The sequence below is a fragment of the Enterobacter cloacae complex sp. P1B genome (assembly GCF_014982345.1).
Lineage (GTDB): Bacteria > Pseudomonadota > Gammaproteobacteria > Enterobacterales > Enterobacteriaceae > Enterobacter > Enterobacter bugandensis.
Window position 1 is genome coordinate 1 of record NZ_JADCLF010000019.1, and the last position, 17,824, is coordinate 17,824.

17 protein-coding genes are annotated in these 17,824 nt (G+C 47.0%); 13 read left to right on the top strand and 4 right to left on the bottom strand.

Translation table 11 applies throughout. The features are described 5' to 3' along the window. Positions 1-938: FRG domain-containing protein (locus INF77_RS21945; RefSeq protein ID WP_193543102.1), on the bottom strand; the 938-nt coding region annotated here is incomplete at its 3' end. 420 nt (positions 939-1,358) lie between these two features. Here INF77_RS21945 and INF77_RS21950 point away from each other — a divergent pair. From INF77_RS21950 to INF77_RS21960, 3 genes are all read left to right on the top strand, one after another. Next, positions 1,359-1,559 carry a hypothetical protein gene (locus INF77_RS21950; protein WP_063425406.1) on the top strand — a complete coding sequence of 67 codons (201 nt, stop codon included), beginning with the start codon at positions 1,359-1,361 and terminating at the stop codon, positions 1,557-1,559. Positions 1,560-1,580: 21 nt separating this feature from the next. Beyond that, positions 1,581-1,853, top strand: a complete 273-nt coding sequence (locus INF77_RS21955; protein ID WP_063425408.1) for a hypothetical protein — start codon at positions 1,581-1,583, stop codon at positions 1,851-1,853. Between the two features lie 436 nt (positions 1,854-2,289). Continuing rightward, positions 2,290-3,081 carry a tyrosine-type recombinase/integrase gene (locus tag INF77_RS21960; protein ID WP_193533017.1) on the top strand — a complete coding sequence of 264 codons (792 nt, stop codon included), beginning with the start codon at positions 2,290-2,292 and terminating at the stop codon, positions 3,079-3,081. Between the two features lie 1,790 nt (positions 3,082-4,871). On the opposite strand, the gene INF77_RS21965 is transcribed toward INF77_RS21960, so the two are convergent. From INF77_RS21965 to INF77_RS21975, 3 genes are all read right to left on the bottom strand, one after another. Then, positions 4,872-5,543: a hypothetical protein gene (locus tag INF77_RS21965; RefSeq protein ID WP_193532972.1), complete on the bottom strand. Its 672-nt coding sequence runs from the start codon at positions 5,541-5,543 to the stop codon at positions 4,872-4,874. Between the two features lie 86 nt (positions 5,544-5,629). Beyond that, entirely contained in the window at positions 5,630-6,853 is a 1,224-nt protein-coding gene (locus INF77_RS21970; protein WP_193532971.1) for a replication initiation protein, read from the bottom strand. Positions 6,854-7,156: 303 nt separating this feature from the next. Then, positions 7,157-7,420 carry a hypothetical protein gene (locus INF77_RS21975; RefSeq protein ID WP_193532970.1) on the bottom strand — a complete coding sequence of 88 codons (264 nt, stop codon included), beginning with the start codon at positions 7,418-7,420 and terminating at the stop codon, positions 7,157-7,159. Positions 7,421-7,538: 118 nt separating this feature from the next. Between INF77_RS21975 and INF77_RS21980 the strand changes: the two genes are divergently transcribed. From INF77_RS21980 to traW, 10 genes are all read left to right on the top strand, one after another. Next, entirely contained in the window at positions 7,539-7,934 is a 396-nt protein-coding gene (locus INF77_RS21980) for a hypothetical protein (RefSeq protein ID WP_063929425.1), read from the top strand. Between the two features lie 348 nt (positions 7,935-8,282). Then, a complete protein-coding gene (locus INF77_RS21985) occupies positions 8,283-8,996 on the top strand; it encodes a DotI/IcmL/TraM family protein (protein WP_063425417.1) in 714 nt (237 codons plus the stop codon). Between the two features lie 24 nt (positions 8,997-9,020). After that, on the top strand, positions 9,021-10,139 hold the full coding sequence (locus INF77_RS21990; RefSeq protein WP_193532969.1) for a DotH/IcmK family type IV secretion protein: 1,119 nt from the start codon (positions 9,021-9,023) through the stop codon (positions 10,137-10,139). A gap of 3 nt (positions 10,140-10,142) precedes the next feature. After that, positions 10,143-11,453 (top strand): DotG/IcmE/VirB10 family protein, encoded by a 1,311-nt coding sequence (locus INF77_RS21995; RefSeq protein WP_063425421.1) that lies wholly within the window; start codon positions 10,143-10,145, stop codon positions 11,451-11,453. Positions 11,454-11,496: 43 nt separating this feature from the next. Then, on the top strand, positions 11,497-12,201 hold the full coding sequence (locus INF77_RS22000) for a hypothetical protein (protein ID WP_063425423.1): 705 nt from the start codon (positions 11,497-11,499) through the stop codon (positions 12,199-12,201). Beyond that, on the top strand, positions 12,201-12,716 hold the full coding sequence (gene traQ, locus INF77_RS22005) for a conjugal transfer protein TraQ (protein ID WP_063425425.1): 516 nt from the start codon (positions 12,201-12,203) through the stop codon (positions 12,714-12,716). Before INF77_RS22000 ends, traQ begins: the two co-directional genes overlap by 1 nt. A 21-nt stretch (positions 12,717-12,737) precedes the next feature. Next, a complete protein-coding gene (locus INF77_RS22010; protein ID WP_063425427.1) occupies positions 12,738-13,100 on the top strand; it encodes a DUF6750 family protein in 363 nt (120 codons plus the stop codon). Between the two features lie 45 nt (positions 13,101-13,145). Then, on the top strand, positions 13,146-13,574 hold the full coding sequence (locus INF77_RS22015) for a hypothetical protein (protein ID WP_063425429.1): 429 nt from the start codon (positions 13,146-13,148) through the stop codon (positions 13,572-13,574). A 1-nt stretch (position 13,575) separates the two neighbouring features. Beyond that, on the top strand, positions 13,576-16,608 hold the full coding sequence (locus tag INF77_RS22020; RefSeq protein ID WP_063425431.1) for a hypothetical protein: 3,033 nt from the start codon (positions 13,576-13,578) through the stop codon (positions 16,606-16,608). A 1-nt stretch (position 16,609) separates the two neighbouring features. Next, positions 16,610-17,824: a conjugal transfer protein TraW gene (gene traW, locus INF77_RS22025; protein ID WP_063425433.1), complete on the top strand. Its 1,215-nt coding sequence runs from the start codon at positions 16,610-16,612 to the stop codon at positions 17,822-17,824.

Here is a 17,824-nt window from a genome sequence, read left to right on the forward strand (position 1 = left end):
AAAAGTGATAAGTTTGAAATGCAGCTTACTGTATCTGAGTCAAAATATTTAATTTTATTTCTGTCTGTTGAGAACGAAATCACCTGCCCGTTTTCATTATGATTAGAACAACATGCAAAATAGAGAGCTATCAATGGATTAGAAGTTATATCCAGCAGTCTTGTTGGTAAACCATAATGTTGCATTCGTACTAGTTTATCAATCGTATGATTGTCTTCCCTAAATTCGTTTGGCCTTGCAGTAAGTATTTCACGTACCAGGTTCGATTCTGAAGCAAGATGCCTGTAATTTCCGTTTTCATTTTTCCTGTAAAGAGAGGCTACAAGCTCATATGAACTTTTGGAATGCCCACGATAAAATGTTGCGAGACCATTCTGAGTATTATCTCTTATAAAACCCAGGTAACCCGAAATATCATCAATAATCTGATACTTTTGTTTCTTTGGATTTATTCTGGCTTTCAATCGGTTATTATTCTTATCCAAACCAAGCCTGTCGAGAACATAATTTAGATCCTTATCTTTTACCGCCCAGTGAGTACGGCTTAATCCGAAAGAACCAAGATCAAGGACTTCTTTATACAATGCCGTTTTGGGACTTTTTATTTCTCCAAAATCGTGATTAATCTTGAAATAGAATAAAATATCATCGCCATCTTTACTTAAATTGCTTATTTCGCCAAGTCTGACCCGGATGTACCTGTTATTATCATTATCATCGTCCTTCATGTAGGTTTCGGTCATGAACAACACCGGTAGCTTGGCGAGCGCCTTTAAAGTAGCAGTTCTTACTGGTATTAACCTGCTATATAACTCAGTGGGGGTGCCTTCGAGCATTCGGGACATCGAGAAGCTGTCTTTGCCTTCATTTAGAACAGGATTCATACATGGCCACCGGTCAAAAATGTCCGGTTCGCCAGCCATAATCAAGTTAAACATCGTAATCTCCTGAATTCACGAACAAAAGCCAGATTATTCTTATCATATTCTTTCATTCTCTATGAAAGTCACATCGGTTGTCCATGGTTGTTTGTCTCTCATAAGTCACAAATTCAATGATGTTTGTTTTAATCAATTCCGGCTGACCGATAGGCTGAAACAATCAAATTACATAATTTTGCCCCACACAAACCCACCACCATCTCAAAGGCACTTGAAACATGCCATTTCTAGCGCCTGGAATGCCACTAATTCCCACCTTTACAGTTTGTTTCGTGTTTTTTTTCATTTTTTTAGCCACACACCAAAACGGGCTGTTTAAATCCACAGGATGGACAAAGGCATCCTTTAGCCCAATACTGATGACGAACCCCAGGTTCACATTTATGTTAAATCTCACTCCGTTAGAGGAATTCCCAGATGGGTAATGTAGTTAAATTTAAATCAAAGCAGGTAACTGCTAAACGTGATCCGTGGTGTTCGCCGCTCACACTGGCTGACGGCACTCAAATTTCGGGTGGTGCCGCACGCGAAAAACGCCTGAAGGCTGTCGGTGGAGTGGAAGAGCTGCTGCGTCAGACACTGGCCAACGCGTCTCACATTGCATCCAAGACCGGCTAACCCCTTGATAAGAGGTAAAAAATGGGATTTTTTGATAACAATACGCTCACCGGCAACATCGCCCGCATTCAGGAGATGAAGCAGGGTAAAGCCGGGAACAAGAAAATCAGCGATACCTTCAAAAAAGAAGGTATGGAACTTGAACCTCACCATATTAAGGCGTTATGTGAGGCAGTGCCCCAGCTGAAGAAAAAAGTTCTCAGGAAGAAAACGGCACAGGCCGTGATTTCCGAATGTGCAGCCAGCAGTACAGAACACAGTTCAGGAGGTGATTTTGTTCCTGAAGGAACCTGAAACCCTTAGCCTGAAAGGCAAATATCAGCTGGTACAGTGATATTTGCCTTTACCCCACCAGGTCTTAGTTTCTTCTCTTGTTCTGCGTCAAAAGTGTTATAGATCCGCACGCCCTGCCCTGCCCCGTTTTTTCCTTAATTTCCTGGATATGCCCCCTGCCATTACCTCCGACCACAACATAAAGTGGCCCGCAGCTGCGCAAACCTGAATTAGTCAGGATCGGAGGATCTTTTTGTTGCGTCAAAACTCGATATATACAAAAAAGTTACGCAAAGAGGATCTGCCGTCAGGTATTTATTTTCCGTGCAGCGGCCAGAATGATGATGCACAATACTGTACAGAGACACAGTTATCCGTGCCTGAGCCTGCGAAAAAAATTTCGTATACGAAAATTTCGATGCGTGCGGATTTTAAATTCTGAGGAAAATTCAGGGCTATGACTCAGCAGAATTCACGTAGCGCACTGCGCGATTTTTCAGGCCATGTGGTGATCGGGGACCAGAACAACGCATCACTCTGGCATCAGACAGACTGGAACCGGGCAATCACACTTCGCAGGATGGTGATCACCAGCGGCGCGGGCCCGATGTATCTTCTCGCACCGGAAGTCTCTGCCCTCCTCTGGTATCTGGAAGATCTCCGGCAGCTGGCATATTTCTCCACGCTCTGGAACACCGGCGCCAGGCCGAACGAGGGTCTCGCCCTCTCCCGCCAGGATTTTGACATGAATGCAGTTCAGCCTTTCGTTACTCTCAGAACGCTGAAGCAGAGAAGCCGCGGACGCGGCAGGCCATCGAAGGATGAAGCTGTTAAACGCTCGGTACCGTTGTTCGATCCAGCGTATGTGAAGCTCATGCGCCAGTTCTTTGCCACCTTTCCTACTGCAAAATCTGCGCCACTCTGGCCGGAGTCACATGATACGGTTGGCCGGTGGCTTAAGCGTGCCGTTGACCGCGCAGCTCAGGATGGCGTCACCTTTACTCTTCCGGTCATTAACCCGAAAACGCTCCGTCACAGCTTTGCTGTACACCTGCTTTATAACCGCGTGCATCAGCGTGAGCTGCAGGAACTGATGGGTCACAAATGTGCTGAGAGTACCCAGGTCTATACGCGTATCTTCACTCTCGACATTGCAGCAGGTAATCACATCACCTTCAGCTTCGACAGCCAGTCGGCCGTTGAGGCATTACGTCTGGGCAGTCAGGACTCATCGCTACTTTCCGGGTAACTGCGGCAAAATTTTCGTATACGAAAATTTGTTCCGCTGCCGCAGTACTTCCCCTGCTTTCTAACTCATATACCCTGGTTGGTTCTGGATTTCATCCCGCCTGATGTTCTTCGTAGCCGGTCCTCTTACGCCTCGCTGGTTCTCATTTCGTCTTGCTACTTTTTCGTATACGAAAATTTTTAGGTCTCATCCTTCTCGTAGCCACATGCTCACGGACATATCAGGCTCATCGGTACCGGAAGGAATATTGTAGTGCTGGTTTTCGTGTACGAAATTTTCATCTGGCCAGATAAATTACCTGGCCAGTCAGATAATCATAAGGACAGGTTAAAAACCCCTGAGCCTGGGTTTTCGTATACGAAATTCCAGATGATCAGAAGGAGGTAAAAAACGGAGGGCAAATCGGTTACCGTTCGCCTTCAGCAGTGCAACACCTTTATTTACCGGCGAAACATGTATGGACTGCATTTCTTTAGGAAATTGCAGATGCTTACGTGATCGTTCCGCCAGGTAGTGTCGTTACCTCTATAAACTTTCGTACACGAAAATTTACTCGTACTCATCCTTTTGACCTGAGCCAGTGTGTTGATATTATAAAGGGCAGGGAGGCGCGCCCCCTGAATTTTCGTACACGAAAATTTTAGGGTTAAAGCAGGGCAGGAGGGGAGTGTGTATAGCTTACCGTTCACCTCCATCAGTTCAGCTCAATTCATCGTCAATCAAAATTGAACAGCCAGCAATTTCCCCGGTAGGCCAGGCACTGCCGATATCATCCGTCAGGTTGTGCATTGCCTCTTTGTATCTTCGTACACGAAAATTTGCGGATACTTCTCCATCTGACTTGAGCCTGTATGATGATTTTATGAAGGGAAGGGTCGCGGGCAAACCCCGTATTTTCGTACACGAAAATTTTCAGGAACTTAAGCAGGGGAAAGAGGAGGGCGAACAGGTTACCGTCAATCTTTTTCTGTGGGATACGTTTTTCGTCAACGAAAATTTATATAGCGCAACTTTCTCAATCTTCCAAGACTCTTCCGTATCCATGCCGCCTGGTTGAGCTGAGTGCTCTCAGCGTTTTTCGTATACGAGAAATTTCCAAAATTATTAACGTTCAGCCAGATCATTGGAAATCATAAAAATGAGAAAGTGTATTTTAGCGCTAGGAAAAGTGATTAAGTCGAAATGCAGATTGCTCCTTCAATCCCGTACAAAGCGGCTATCTCATACGTTAAAACCCTACTCTTCATTACCAGTCATTAATGCCGAACACAGGGATCATTAAAAAGTTCTGGTTCTGTAGCTGGCCTGATATCTGCTATGAGATTACGCCATTCGTATTTATGGATATCTATGCTTTCTGTCATTATCCAAAATCTGAGAGTAATTCTTCACTACTGATTAGTCTTCAAAATGAGAAGTCAAAAAGGATTTACAGCTTATAACGCCATATAATAGTTTTTTCATGGGCCATAGATTTGATTCATATGATAGATATCATCTGTAAACTGACAGACCAAATGACTTTTACCACGTTGCAGTTATCTGAATTTTTTAATTTTAAATTCAGCATCAGCTCTATTATCCGTTATACTGCCAACATGCCGGTGCTGCTCAAATACCTTTCCACGGGGGTGGTTTTGTTGATGGGTTGCCCGGCTTTTCTGTTTTTAGTGAGCTTCTGAACTAACTCAAGAAGATGAAGCTGGCAGAGTAAGACCTGGATTTTCGTATACGAAAATTTGGGAGTAAAAAAATTCTCCTGACCTGACTGGCCAGGAGAACGTGCAGTATCAAACTGAAGGTTTCTGAAGATTGGAGCTATCAGGTTCGTTTATCATATCCAACTGATTATCTTCACTATTTAGCTGTTCCTCAAACCACGAAACGTGTGTGTCTCCGTTCTCCAGCCGCAGTTTTTCAGCGGCATCTTTGTATGCCATATGACTGGTATAAAACATAACGACAGATGAGTCCCAGAATTCTTCCGCTGCGACGGCACCGTTTTCCGGAGAGATCCCCAGAAACACTTTATACTTCTCCTGAAGCACGTCCTCATTACAGATACCTCGTTCAGCGAGATCAGCGAGATACGGTGTAAGTGTTTCCGTTAGAAATTGCAGTGCCTCCCCGTTTCTGAATTTATCCGCTACCGCCAGATCTTCATCCTCGAGGTAATAATTAAAGACGTGTGGCTTATTAAGTAAATCTGCATATCTGTCATGAAGCTTAGATAAAAGCGAATCGACCCTTTCAACATTATCTGGAGACGTTGTTAGAGACGCCGGTTCCGGGATATCAGTCACGGTGTTCGGCTGAAAAAAGCGGAGGAAATTGATTCGAAGATTCTCAGCTACTTTAAGCCGTAGATCTGCAGCAGTTAATTCGTCACTAAGTTCATTTTGCAAACGTGCTGAAGCAAGAACAGGCTGAAAGTAATCTGCCGGTGTTACTGGTGAAGACATAAGTAATTCCTTACAGGCTGTGAAGTGTTATCACACTATACGTATTGTATGGAATTTATGCTATCTCGGGGTTAACAAATAACGGATCAACTACTGTCATCATCTGCACATCCTTCAGAACGCACATTAATCAGACTGGATTGCCCAGAATCACCTCCCTCATCAACAGGATCTACTCCATTGGCAGTTACGAATACTAAACAAAAGCTGGGGGCAGTTATCTGATGTACACCATAATTAACGTTCTGGTCATACCCGGCAACAGCCTCCCGAAGAGGGATGACATCCTGTTTACTGGCCATCTTCATGGATATGACATGCTGATATCGAGCAACCGTCTGACGGCTGAGTGAAGTAGCCGCTGCGATTGCAGTCAGGGTGATTGAAGAACCAAGCTCCGTCAGTCTGGCCACGGCCAGTCGAATCTTTCCTTCCGTACTACTGCGGCGTTTCTCATGCGTCCTGGTTGCTGACAGTCTTTGTCTTTCCTCGATGGGGAGCGATTTATCCAGCCCCATCGCACCACGATGGCATCGTGAATTACCGGTGTAGAAATCCCACGTCCACCGTGACACGCTTTTTACCGTGGCATTGACCTGTGAAAGGGAAAGGTTGGCACTGAAGCCCCTGGCGCGGAAATTGTTATGGTTATGCGCATAGGCTGCGACCTCCTGCTGGAAGCGCTGATAGCTCGAGGATTCACGCATTCTGGCCACAATTGAGTAGGCGTAATAACGCAGCTCTTCAAACAAGGTGCAGTGACGGGAATGTGCCACGCTGTCGAGGTCCGGACCCTTGCTCCAGCTCCTCTGTGGTAATTCAACATAGTCAGCAAGTTCACCCAGCTCGAACTCGCGATCATGAATCTCAGTAGTGTCCCACCAGGGGTGGAAAGGTGTCTTGGCCACAGGCCCGGAATAGGCGACGTCTGCATCGAGCTTTATGGCCATAGCACGATAGATGGCTTTCATGTACTGCAGGGGACGGCTGCGGGCATTCTCTGTTGTGCAGACTGGGATTATTGCGTAGTAGAGGTGAGCATGACCGTTTTCACGGTTTCTGACGATGAAGTTTGGTGCCGGCAGCCCCTGGTCGTCCCAGATGTTCGCATTCGAATGGTCCAGATCGAAGATCAACCAGGACACCATTCCACTGCGGTTAACCTGCATATAGGGATAGCGAATGGCATATGCCACCGGTCGGACAATAGCGGCCGTTTTGTTGTCACTGCATCTGGGCAGGAACGGCGCTTCGCTCAGCAACCGTCGTGCAGAAGAGGAGCGGGACCACGCAGCTGGCTGAACGCTCATGGCGTTACATCCAGTACGCATAAAATGATAGTCGCCAGAGGCGGGCAGACCGTAGAGCACATTTCAGACGAAAAAATCATCATAAATCCTTTTTTAGGTGCGCAGAAAACTTGCGAGCCTTCAAAAGAGGAAGTAAGATGACAACACGTGCCTACCAGAGCATTGTTGTTGTTGATTTGTAGTGGACGTTACCAGCGCCAACCACGCGTCTATCTTACTTCCTCTTGAATCGGCTCGACAAACTAGTTGTACAAGACTTAAATACAGGGACTTTGTGTTACCAGCACAAAGTCCTTTGTCTTTTCAGCCCTGGACTTCATCTTCATCGATTATCTTAACTTTTACTTTCCTGAGTTCTCCGGTTTGCGAGGACAATGTATCCAGCGCATGAGCTGTATTTCTGAAATAGCGGGGCATCTTGTTCGCAGTTGAAAGTCTGATCGTCTGATTGAAGACAGTCACAACATCCACAACCTTTCGCTTTCTCTCATCGGATCGATCCGTTGAGATAATCACGCCAGAAACGCCACCTGAGATCGCCAGTTCAGTAAAAACCTTTAACTCCATGATTTTACCTTCCTTTGCGACATTTACTAATCATTTATTATCAGTATACAATGCCCGTATCGCAAGGTATTTTTAGCAAATTCCCGATCTTTTCGATCTGGTAGAAAATGAGTGCAAAATGAACAGTTCGGTAGCCAAAAATCAACTCGCTTCCCTCCGTAACAACCGGATACTTCGCCGTGCAATAATTCCAGGAAAATATCATATCGCGGCCAAACTAATGGCCCGCTCTCTGAATATCCCGGTCGGTGAAATCTACGATCAAGCCGTTGAACAATTTCTGGCTGCCCCTCCGGCTAAAGAGGACTTCATTCTCGTCGGCAGAAAAAACAACCCACCCAAGGTCAGCTTCTGGCTCAGCTCACACCTGAGTGAAAGAGCAAAAGCACTGGCTGAGTCTCTCGAACTCACCGAGCACGAAGTGCTGATTACAGCTATCAACGACTACGCCAGGAAGCATAATTTTGATCGTATTAAGACCGGAAAAGGGACTCGGTCCTCTAAAAAGGTCTAAAATTTCACGCAGTACATATAGCATGAAATGCCCTACAGGATCCCGTACATTTTTCAGCTTTACCTCCTTTAACGCTTAATTGCACTTAGAGTACACTTTTTCCTTTCGATAAATGCACGTTAAGCGCATCCTGTAGCCGCCGGAAACAGCACCAGAAGAACTCCCCCCTGAAACACATACCTTGCTCTGTATGAAATACAGGGCAGGGGAGGTGTTGGACAACCCGAAACGGGGCGTCAGATATAGTTTCTTAGAAAATTATTGATAGAAAATAGCAGGGTTTCTTTTTCGCGTTAATTACATATAATACGCACTACATGTAACTTTTGCGGCCACGAGAAATTCCTGATGGATGATTCACAAAATTCGAAAAAACGCCCCACTGAACAGCATCAATTAACGAAAACGTCGGAAGAAATCTCAGATATTCAGAGACTTCTTGATGAGGCCCGCGAGGCCGTTCTGTCTTGTCGACGCTTATCCAGGGCATCATTGATAAATACCGTGACGAATCTCTGCCTGGTCGTTCTCGTTGCGATCATGTTCATGGTAATTCAGACGCAGAAACGTGAATATTTTGCTACAAACCCCCAGGGGGGAATTACACCACTTGTTTCTCTGGATCGCCCAGTTATCACCGATGAAGGCGTAAAGCTCGTTGCGCGCGACTCTCTCTATATGATTATGAATCTCAACTTCGATACGTATAAACAGGATATTGAAAGGGGGCGTTCTGGCTTCACTGATGAAGGACTGGCAAATATTCTCCAGGCCATGAAGGAGGCCGGAATATTCGACATCATGAAGAAGTACAGAGTTAACTCGCGTACAGAATTTGGCCCCGCAGTAATTACTGCTAAGGGCATCAGTAAATCAAAAGTGGCCTACTGGAAACTTGAATACCCCATCACGATCAGATTCGTTGGTCAAAGCTCAGTTACAAGGCCTATGAACTTCACGCTGCTGACAACTGTGAAAGCAGTCGAACCAAATGTAAATCCCGCAGGTGTAGCCATTTCACAGGGAATTACCCGGCCTGTAAAAGATTCGGCCGTTAACTGAGCCAGATAAACAAGGGTGGTAATAATGAATTACAAGATAGCATTCGTGGCCACGCTACTGGGGCTCATTTGTCAGCCATTGAATGCGGCTGTTTCGTCTTCTGGCAATGTGTCAATTGTGGCCTCAGTGGACCCCACCGATTCAGCGGTTCCTTTTCCTGATGGTCCTGGGGCAGATAAGGGTACCGGTGACCAGGCACAGATGCGTACCACATTGAACAACACAACACCTGAAAGCGCCACATCTTCGCGGCGTTTCCCGGATCAGACGTCTTACGAGCCTTCACAAGCCGATTCTCAGGCGGCAGGCGGCGCGCCCTCACGTTCAGGACGTGGCGGTAATCAGCAGGAGATGATGACAACCAAGCAGGCCCTGATGGAAGGAATTCGCCCGGGAAATCTGTCCCCGGAAGACATACGCGAAGCATTGTCCGCCAGGGATGAAATGAGCGCCAGTATGAACACTCCTGTAATAAATGCGGTTCCGCAGATCACATCTCAAACCATCAGTCTTTCTCCAGGAGATGCGACACCAGTAGTCCGTGTCGCTCCCGGGCGGCCGACATATATTGTGTTTGAAGATATCACCGGTGCGCCATGGCCACTTGAGTACCCGCCGATAAATCACAGCGGGGCAAAACGTTTCTATGTCAGTGGCTTTGAAGATAAGCCTTTCGTGACTATTCAGCCCCTGGTCACATACGGGAACGGCGATGTCGGAGTGATACTGAAAGACTTGCCTGTGCCTGTTGCTTTGGTGCTGGCTAATGCAGAGCCCTCTTCAGCTGACAAAGTGTATAAATATGACAGCCGGGTGAATATTCGAATCCCGCGTCGCGGCCCCCTTGCGCCAGTCAATACGATCACCACAGTAAACAAAATCGCGCTCTCGGATCCTGAGCTGCAGTCACTGCTCGATGGTATTCCACCAAAAGACGCCAGCAAGCTTAAAACAGACAACAAACGAGTCTCAGTCTGGCGCCGGGCTGACAAGCTGTATGTCCGTTCTGTACTTGAGTCTCGCACCCAGTTTTCTAAGACGCTTTCCTCTGCAGATGGAACCCATGTCTATGAAATGGAGATTTCTCCATTCATCACGATGATGGAGCAGGGCAGCACTATCACGGTCAAAGTGGAGTTATAGATCATGGCCAAATCAAAAATGATTAAATCCATAATGGGTGGTGACAAATCCCGGAACGCATATATCGCCGGTGGTTTTTTTGCCTTCATCCTCTTTGCAATTGCCATCATGTGGATTGTCTCTGTTAGCTCTAAGCCCTCGGAAGAGTCAAAATCCCAGATGGCAAGAATCACAAGCCGCCAGGATATTTCTACCGGCGAGAACAAGGCTTATACCAAGCAAATAGAAACCTTCAACGCCAGGAAAGCTGAGGAAGCGACGAAAAGCGGCTCAAGCTGGATTTCCATACCCGCGTACTACGACATAAAAATTGATACGCCAGCCCAGCAAAAAGCCAGTGCTCCGGTTAAGCAAACCGTGTTTAAAGAGCCTGAGACCTCTCAGGTAGCAACCGGAATGAAACCTGCCAATATTGCTCGTCAGGAAGCACAGGAGCTTCTGGCGCAGCTTTCTACCTCGTGGTCATACTCTGAACCGTCTGATGCACCAGTCAGAACTCCTCCTGAATATGCACAACGCATCATGCCAACAGTAACAACTAACGCATCACTGAACGCGGCAGCTCCCGTTGTGGCGCCCACAATTGCACCTTACCGTCTGTATGAAGCATTTAAAGTCTGTCCGGCAAAATCCCTGGTCAAGCTTGATACCAACACCAACTCAGCGGTGCGTGCAACGCTCATTTGTCAGGAACTGGCCAATGCAACGATCTTCGCAGCCGGGTACAAGTTGGTAGGTGAGGACATTGATATGACGTTCACACTCATGACCTACAAGGGTGAAACCTACAAAGTTCAGGCTAAACCTGTTGATCTCGATACTGGCCGGTCAATGTTATCTGCAGAGATAAATAACAACTACTTCCGCCGCATTGTTGTGCCGGCACTGGCCAGAGCGACTCAAAAAGTCGGGAGCCTTTATGAGAACCAGTCAAACAGTACAACCTATGTCAGTAATGGCACGGTAGTAACAGACAGTTCCGGCAAGGTTGATGCCGATCAGGTGAGAGGGACGTTCATCGGAGGTCTGGCTGAACAAACGGCGAAAGTACTTGAAGCTGATAACGCGAGAGTACCCCCTGTCCAGGCGACACGGGATGAGTCGACTTTTGGGATTCAGTTCCTGTCCCCGGTAATGAGCTCAGACACTTTGGATAAAAGCAAACAATCCGCCCCTTCAGTTCCGCAACAGCCTGCAGCACAACAGCAGATGGACAGCCAGCGGCAGGTACTGCAGCAGAGCAACATGCTGTCGCCTACTCCGGCTTCAGAAAATGGACCTGTTTTCGGATCTGGTTCAGTGCAAATCAATTAAAAAAATTTATCCCAAAATTATCATTTAATAGGTATTATTTGTAATGAAAGCAAACAACGGTCCCGATGATACCAATGATTTCGATGAAGCATTTATGACTGATGATATTCCGGAAGCTGAGCCGGTAGTTCCTGAAGAATTGGTAGCTACCAGACCAGGCAAAAGCCCTAAAAAGGGGAGTAATCTTGTCCGTTACCTTCTCTACGGTTTTGGTGGACTGGTGCTGCTTTTCATTCTGCTCGTCCTCTGGGCGACAGTAACAGCTGACAGTTCAGACACAGCCGGACAACAGCAGGCTTCTAACGAATCTAATATTGATGCGGCTGCAACCGCTCCGGCCGCTTTAGTTCCAGCAAAGCCGGTCGAGCACGAGCCTCAGGAAGATGATATTGAGGACGTAGCACAGCTCAGGGCGCAGCTTAAAGCTGCACAGCAAAACACAGCCATCAGGGATGAGAAGTATAAAGCCCTGGCAAGTGCGTACGTACAGCTTCAGGCTGATTACAAATTACTTCAGGAAAATCAGAACAAAAATATCGGGAGACCTTCGACTAATAAACCGGAATATGATGTCCTGCCGGTGCTTAAAGGTGTCTCTCTTGTCTCTGTTTATGATGGATACGCTTTTGTGAAGAAAGGGAACACGGTCTATTCAGTTAAAAAAGGAGATAAAGTCAACAATGCTATTGTGATTGAAATTGATCCTGTTCTCAGGAAGGTCATTACGGCCAAAGGAGTAATTCAATAATGGAAGAGATGTCGGTTGCGTTTATAAACCTTATAAACAATATAACTGAACCTTTCTGGCTTCTGCTCGGTGCAATAGGAGTAACGGTATCCCTCATATGGGTGGTAGGTCTAGGTTTTAAAATGAAGCGAGGTACAGCACCAGGGGCTACTGCTGTGACCCCCGGAGAAATTATAGGCGTACTGGTCATTGCTTCCTTTATTGGTAATTATGCAAGCTGGCTCAGCTCTTTTAGTCAGAGCGCAGGGCTTGGCGATATTTCATTTGGTGTGCTTTCGTATGTTGATGAAGGAGGGAATCTCGGTAAATTTGCGGGCGTTATTAACGCCGCTCTTACTTTCGTTTCAATGATGGGAGGACTTTTCGGAATGAAAGGTCTTTATCTGTTAAAACAAAAAACAAGTGGTGAAGGTAAAACTGGTGATCTGGGGATGCAAGCGGTAACTCACATAATCGGTGGGGGCTTTTTAGTCCAGATTGCTCAGTTACTATCAGCATTCGCAAACAGCATCTAAATATACCCAAAGGATAATTTCATGTTTAAAAATAGCAACTCAAAATTAAACGCAGCACTTAAAATTACTGCACTCTTTGTCATTACCTATCTGACCTTATCCGCGCCAGCAAGTGCGGCAACTACGTTACAGGAAATTTTAGGCAAAGCCAAAGATGTGCTTGTGAGTCTTAAAGATTTCCTCATCTACTTAGGTTACGTAATGGCAGTTCTTTGTATTATCGTGGGCGCATTCAAACTGAAAGCTAAATCAGATGGGGACCAGCAAGTAAAAGTTGCTCACGTTGTAATCCTTTTTGTTGCTGCCATTTTATTCGGTGGTGGTGCGTTTTGGGTTCAATCAACGGCAGACTCCGTTGGTGTAGAAATCTCTTCTGGCATTTAACTTTATTGGCCCGGATCTCACATATCCGGGCCTGGAATTTTTAACATGGCCAAACGACTGACAGCAGATGAATTATTCAGGGAGTTTGCCACAACGGATTCTCCTTTTGAAAAATGGCGTTTATTTAGTCATATCACAAATGAAGCCACTTTCATTTTTCTACCCAACCACCTGCAGAAGAACCTGTGCAATTTGCAGTTCGGCATTTTTGAAGAATTACATAGCAGTGACACCAAAAAAGTAAAAGCTGCTCAATCGCTGATGAAATGGCTTTTATCTCACCAGGCCATTGTCAGGGAACATTATGAGAGCGCAAGTCCGGCCGCGGTTTATCGCGCACTTAAAAGCATGACTCCAGAACAGATTGAGCAGGTGACTGAAGTTAACAGAAATCTTTTTCTGGTATTTAACCCGTCCCTTCTGACTTTCAAAAAACAAAAATTTTTCAACAAATTCCTTTTCTGGAGAAAATAAAATGGAAGGCTTCGCCCGATTTTTAGCCTCAGTAGCTTCATCAACATTTAACAAACCGCTGCCGGAATATTCAGGCTGGGACTCTGTCGTTCCGCTTACAAAACGTGACCTGGATAACGATACATCGCTGGAGAAACCCTACATTTTCACGACTGAACAAGGTGAGCTTATTACCTTTTTCGACCTGCAGGGCGTTTTCCAGATCGTAGGGAAGGACCATTTTGCTGAAATGCTCGATGAGCTTTGCATGAGTCTTCGCCCTCTATGCAATAAATATGGCATAGATTTCTGGATTTCCTATGAGGAAGATCCTGACCGCGCTTATGACGAACTTGCTCGCATCGTATCCCCACAAATTATGGCCAGTCGCAGAATGGGCCTTAAAGTTGAAGATATTATTCGTTCACGCATCTCCAAAAATGCAAGCCGCTGCCATTTCGAACAAAATTTTCTTGTAATGAAAACCGGTCTCCTTGCACTTGCCAAGGAGACGATGAAGGAAGAGATGGGTGAGAAATCCCGTAAGCGTAAGGCTATGAAATCCAGCTTAATTCCTAAATACGGCCAGGATCTCGACACAATCTACAAATCGCTGCGTACATTGCACATCACAAACGTGGAGCGGGTAATTGATAACTTCAGGCTCTGCGATAAAAGCGGGACCTCCGGCATAATGCTGCGCCGCCTCGATGTACATGAGGCTGCCAGACGTGTTCGCATTATGCTGGAACGAGAGCGCACCTCTCAGAACTGGGTACCGAAACTTATAACTGATGGTCCGACACCACGCGGCCGCCTGAAACACATTGATGACTTCATTCCGACCAAGCTTAAGTGGCAAATCTGTGTACACAACCCAACGATTATTGAGGGAACACCATTCATAGACACAGGTGAATTCGCGCATGCGAATTTGCACATGGAGCTTGCGCCGCAAGAAATTCGCCAGTTCAGCGAGCTCCTTCAGAACATGGATCGTACCATGCCCTTTCGCTGTACGTTCCACCTCTCGCCCCGTGGCCTGGATAGTTGCAAGCTCAGGGATATCACAACGCAGCTTGTCGGGTTCTTTGGACAACCAAAGAAAGTTAAAGAGTCTCTTGATTATCTGAAAGGGACTGACGAGCACGACCCGGTTATGGCCATGCAGTTCAATGTCTCAACCTGGGCACGTGATACGGATACATTAAAACGACGCGTCAGCACGCTGGACCTGGCGATTCAGGGATGGGGTGTTTGTTCAATGTCTGGTGCAACGGGTGATCCGGTAGCTTACTGGACTGCAACTGTACCCGGTTTTGCCAGGAGCAATCCGTCTACCGTAATGACACCGCCACTGCGGGAAGCAGCTGAAATGCTGCCACTTGCACGGCCGGCCTCACCATTTAATAACGGCTGGCTCCCGATGTGTACTCCGGACGGGAAAATTATTCCTCTTCATTCCTATTCGGATCTGCAGGATACCTGGATTCGAATTTCATCAGGCACACCGGGTTCAGGTAAATCCCTGAAAATGAACGTCACAAACTTTGCATTCGCGATCGCTCCGGGTTACTCCAACCTGCCTCTTATGCTGATGCTCGATGTTGGTAAAAGTTCGTTTGGCACGATCTATCTCATCAAAGATGAACTACCAGAACATCGTAAAAATGAAGTTATGGCCATTGAGCTTGAAAACAGTCGTGAGTACTGCACCAACATTTTCGACACACAACTCGGACTTCGCCAGCCACTGCCTCACGAACGTGAATTCATAAATAATTTCATCAAGCGACTCTGTGCTCATCGTAAAACCAATGAAGAAGGCGTCAGCTCTCTGCAAATCCCGCAAGGGGTTGAAGGCTTTGTATCCCAGCTCGTCGACATGGCTTACAAAGCCACGGAAAATCCTGAATCTCAGTTTCAGTACGAACCCGGCCGTGACATTAAAGTTGATGCTGCGCTGTCTGAGATGCGTCAGACATCCGAACGTGATGAGCGATGGTGGGAAACCGTTACCTGGTGGGAAGTGGTTGATATGCTTTTCGACGCTGGTCATCCTCAACTGGCAGCTTCTGCCCAGCGTTTTGCGGTACCGGAGTTCACGATGTTGACGAGCATTGCGGCATCAGAGCAACTCAGCAACCTGTACCCGGAATTAAGGGTCAGTGAAACCAGTGAAACTATTCAGCAGTATGTCATCCGTCATTTACGTGACGTAGCGACAACCTTCCCTATGTTCGCTGGCCGCACGCGTTTCGAAATATCTTCTGAAACCCGAATTCTTTCAGTCGAGCTCGGAAAGGTGCTGGCGACCAAAAAAGAACATGCAGGTCTGTTCTACATGCTGGCTCGGCATCTCGGTACCCGTAGTTTTTTCCTCGATACCGAAACATTCATGCCTCACTGCCCCGATCGCTACAAGGCGCATCATGAAGCACGTATTCTGGCCAACCGTGCTGAGAAAAAAATGATCGCTGCTGATGAAACACATAACTTTAGCGACGATCCTTTCACATCAAATCAGTTCGTTGTAGACGGCCGCCAGGGGCGAAAACTGGGTCTGGTCATTGAGCTGGTATCACAATACCTCAAAGACCATCATCCTCTAATTCGCGAAGCCGCAACTGACGTCTTTGTTCTGCGTGGCGGGAGCGCGAGTGATGAAAAAATTCTTCAGGAAGAATTTAAAGTCACGCCTGAAACAATCATTCGCTTACGTCGAGAATGTCGTGGCCCCGGGCCGAATGGCGCCAACTTCCTCGCATTCTTCAAGACCCAGCTTGGCAATGTCTGCCACATCCTAAATAACACGGCCAGCGCCACTGAGCTGTGGGCCTTCAGTACCAGCCAGAAAGACACAATCATTCGTGATGAACTTTATAAACGTTTTGGTACAGACGTTGCGCGATCACATCTTGTTAAACGCTTCCCTTCAGGCAGCTCCGCAAGCTACCAGGAACGCATCAAGGAGCGTGGGCTTAATCAGGAAAACCAGACCGTAGCGGGATATCTGATTGAGGAATTATCAAAAGAAATCCGGGAGGGAGCATAAGATGAATTTTCGTAAAAAATTACTGGTTCTGCTGGTCAGCGGAGGTGTAAGTGCAGCTGCATGGGCAGCTTATCCTGTAACAGACGCGACTCTTATTACTGTAGTGAAAACAGGATTCAATGCCCTTGCTATTCAGATTGGTTCATTCCAGACACAGATGGGCACCCTACTGACTCAAATCGGCTCTTCGATCAATCAGAACGGAAGCAAAGTGGCAACGACCGTTGAAGCTGCTGCAAAAGCGGATCGAGAATTTCAGACGGAGAAAAGCCGTCAGGAGCGCATTAACAAAACAAAGCATGACCTTGAGGTTTCCAGCAGTATTTGTAGTGAATCCGCATCAGGTGGTGCCACCTCGGTATCTGCCGGCAGCAGTGCAGCGAAGGGGACTTTACGCCCTGGGGGAGGCGGGGTAGCTAACACTAGCATCAACAATGCCGTAAACAAACCAGCAGTCAATCCGATCGCTGACGCTTCTCGTTCAGCTGCCGTTCACGCGAAATACTGTGACGCAATTGACTATGCGGCATACGGTGGATCTGACGCCTGCCCGGCAGTGAATACCAGTATGCCCGGTGCAGACAAACGTGTTGATTCCCTCATGACAGGGGCAGGTAAGGATGGGAAAAAACCTGATCTTACCTTTTCTCAGGAGCAGACCGACGTTGCCCGGATGTATATCCAGAACTCGACGCGCCGCTCGATAAGCAAAGACCTGACAAAAGCTGAAGCAAGCAGTGCGGCCGGGAAAGTGTACCTGGGCGTCACAACCCAAATGAATGCTTCCATCAGCGCTGCGGCTGACCCTCAGGAACGTATGCTTGCTGAACGCCAGCCACTTGATGAAACGAAAGAGCTGCTGCAGGAAGCCCTTCAGTCACCAAGCGCGAAATCCTATTTCGACGAAACCGCGTCAGACGTAGCCCGTTCAACGGGGAAAATGTCGAAAGCCGAATTCCTTCAATTCGAAGTGGGTCGCAGATATGCAAATACTGCATATCAAAAGGACCTGCAGGAGATGGACGGGGAAAATCTTCAGCGGGAAATCATCCGAGTAAATGCCCTCCAGAATTCACTGCTTCTGGAACTGCGTAATGAAATTCAGGCTGGTAATGTCGTGGCCGGACAGCAGCTCGCTTCACAAGTCCGGGCTGAATATGGTCCGTTACTCGATAAGCAGTATCAGGCGATCGGTGCACGCATGGGTGGAGAGTAA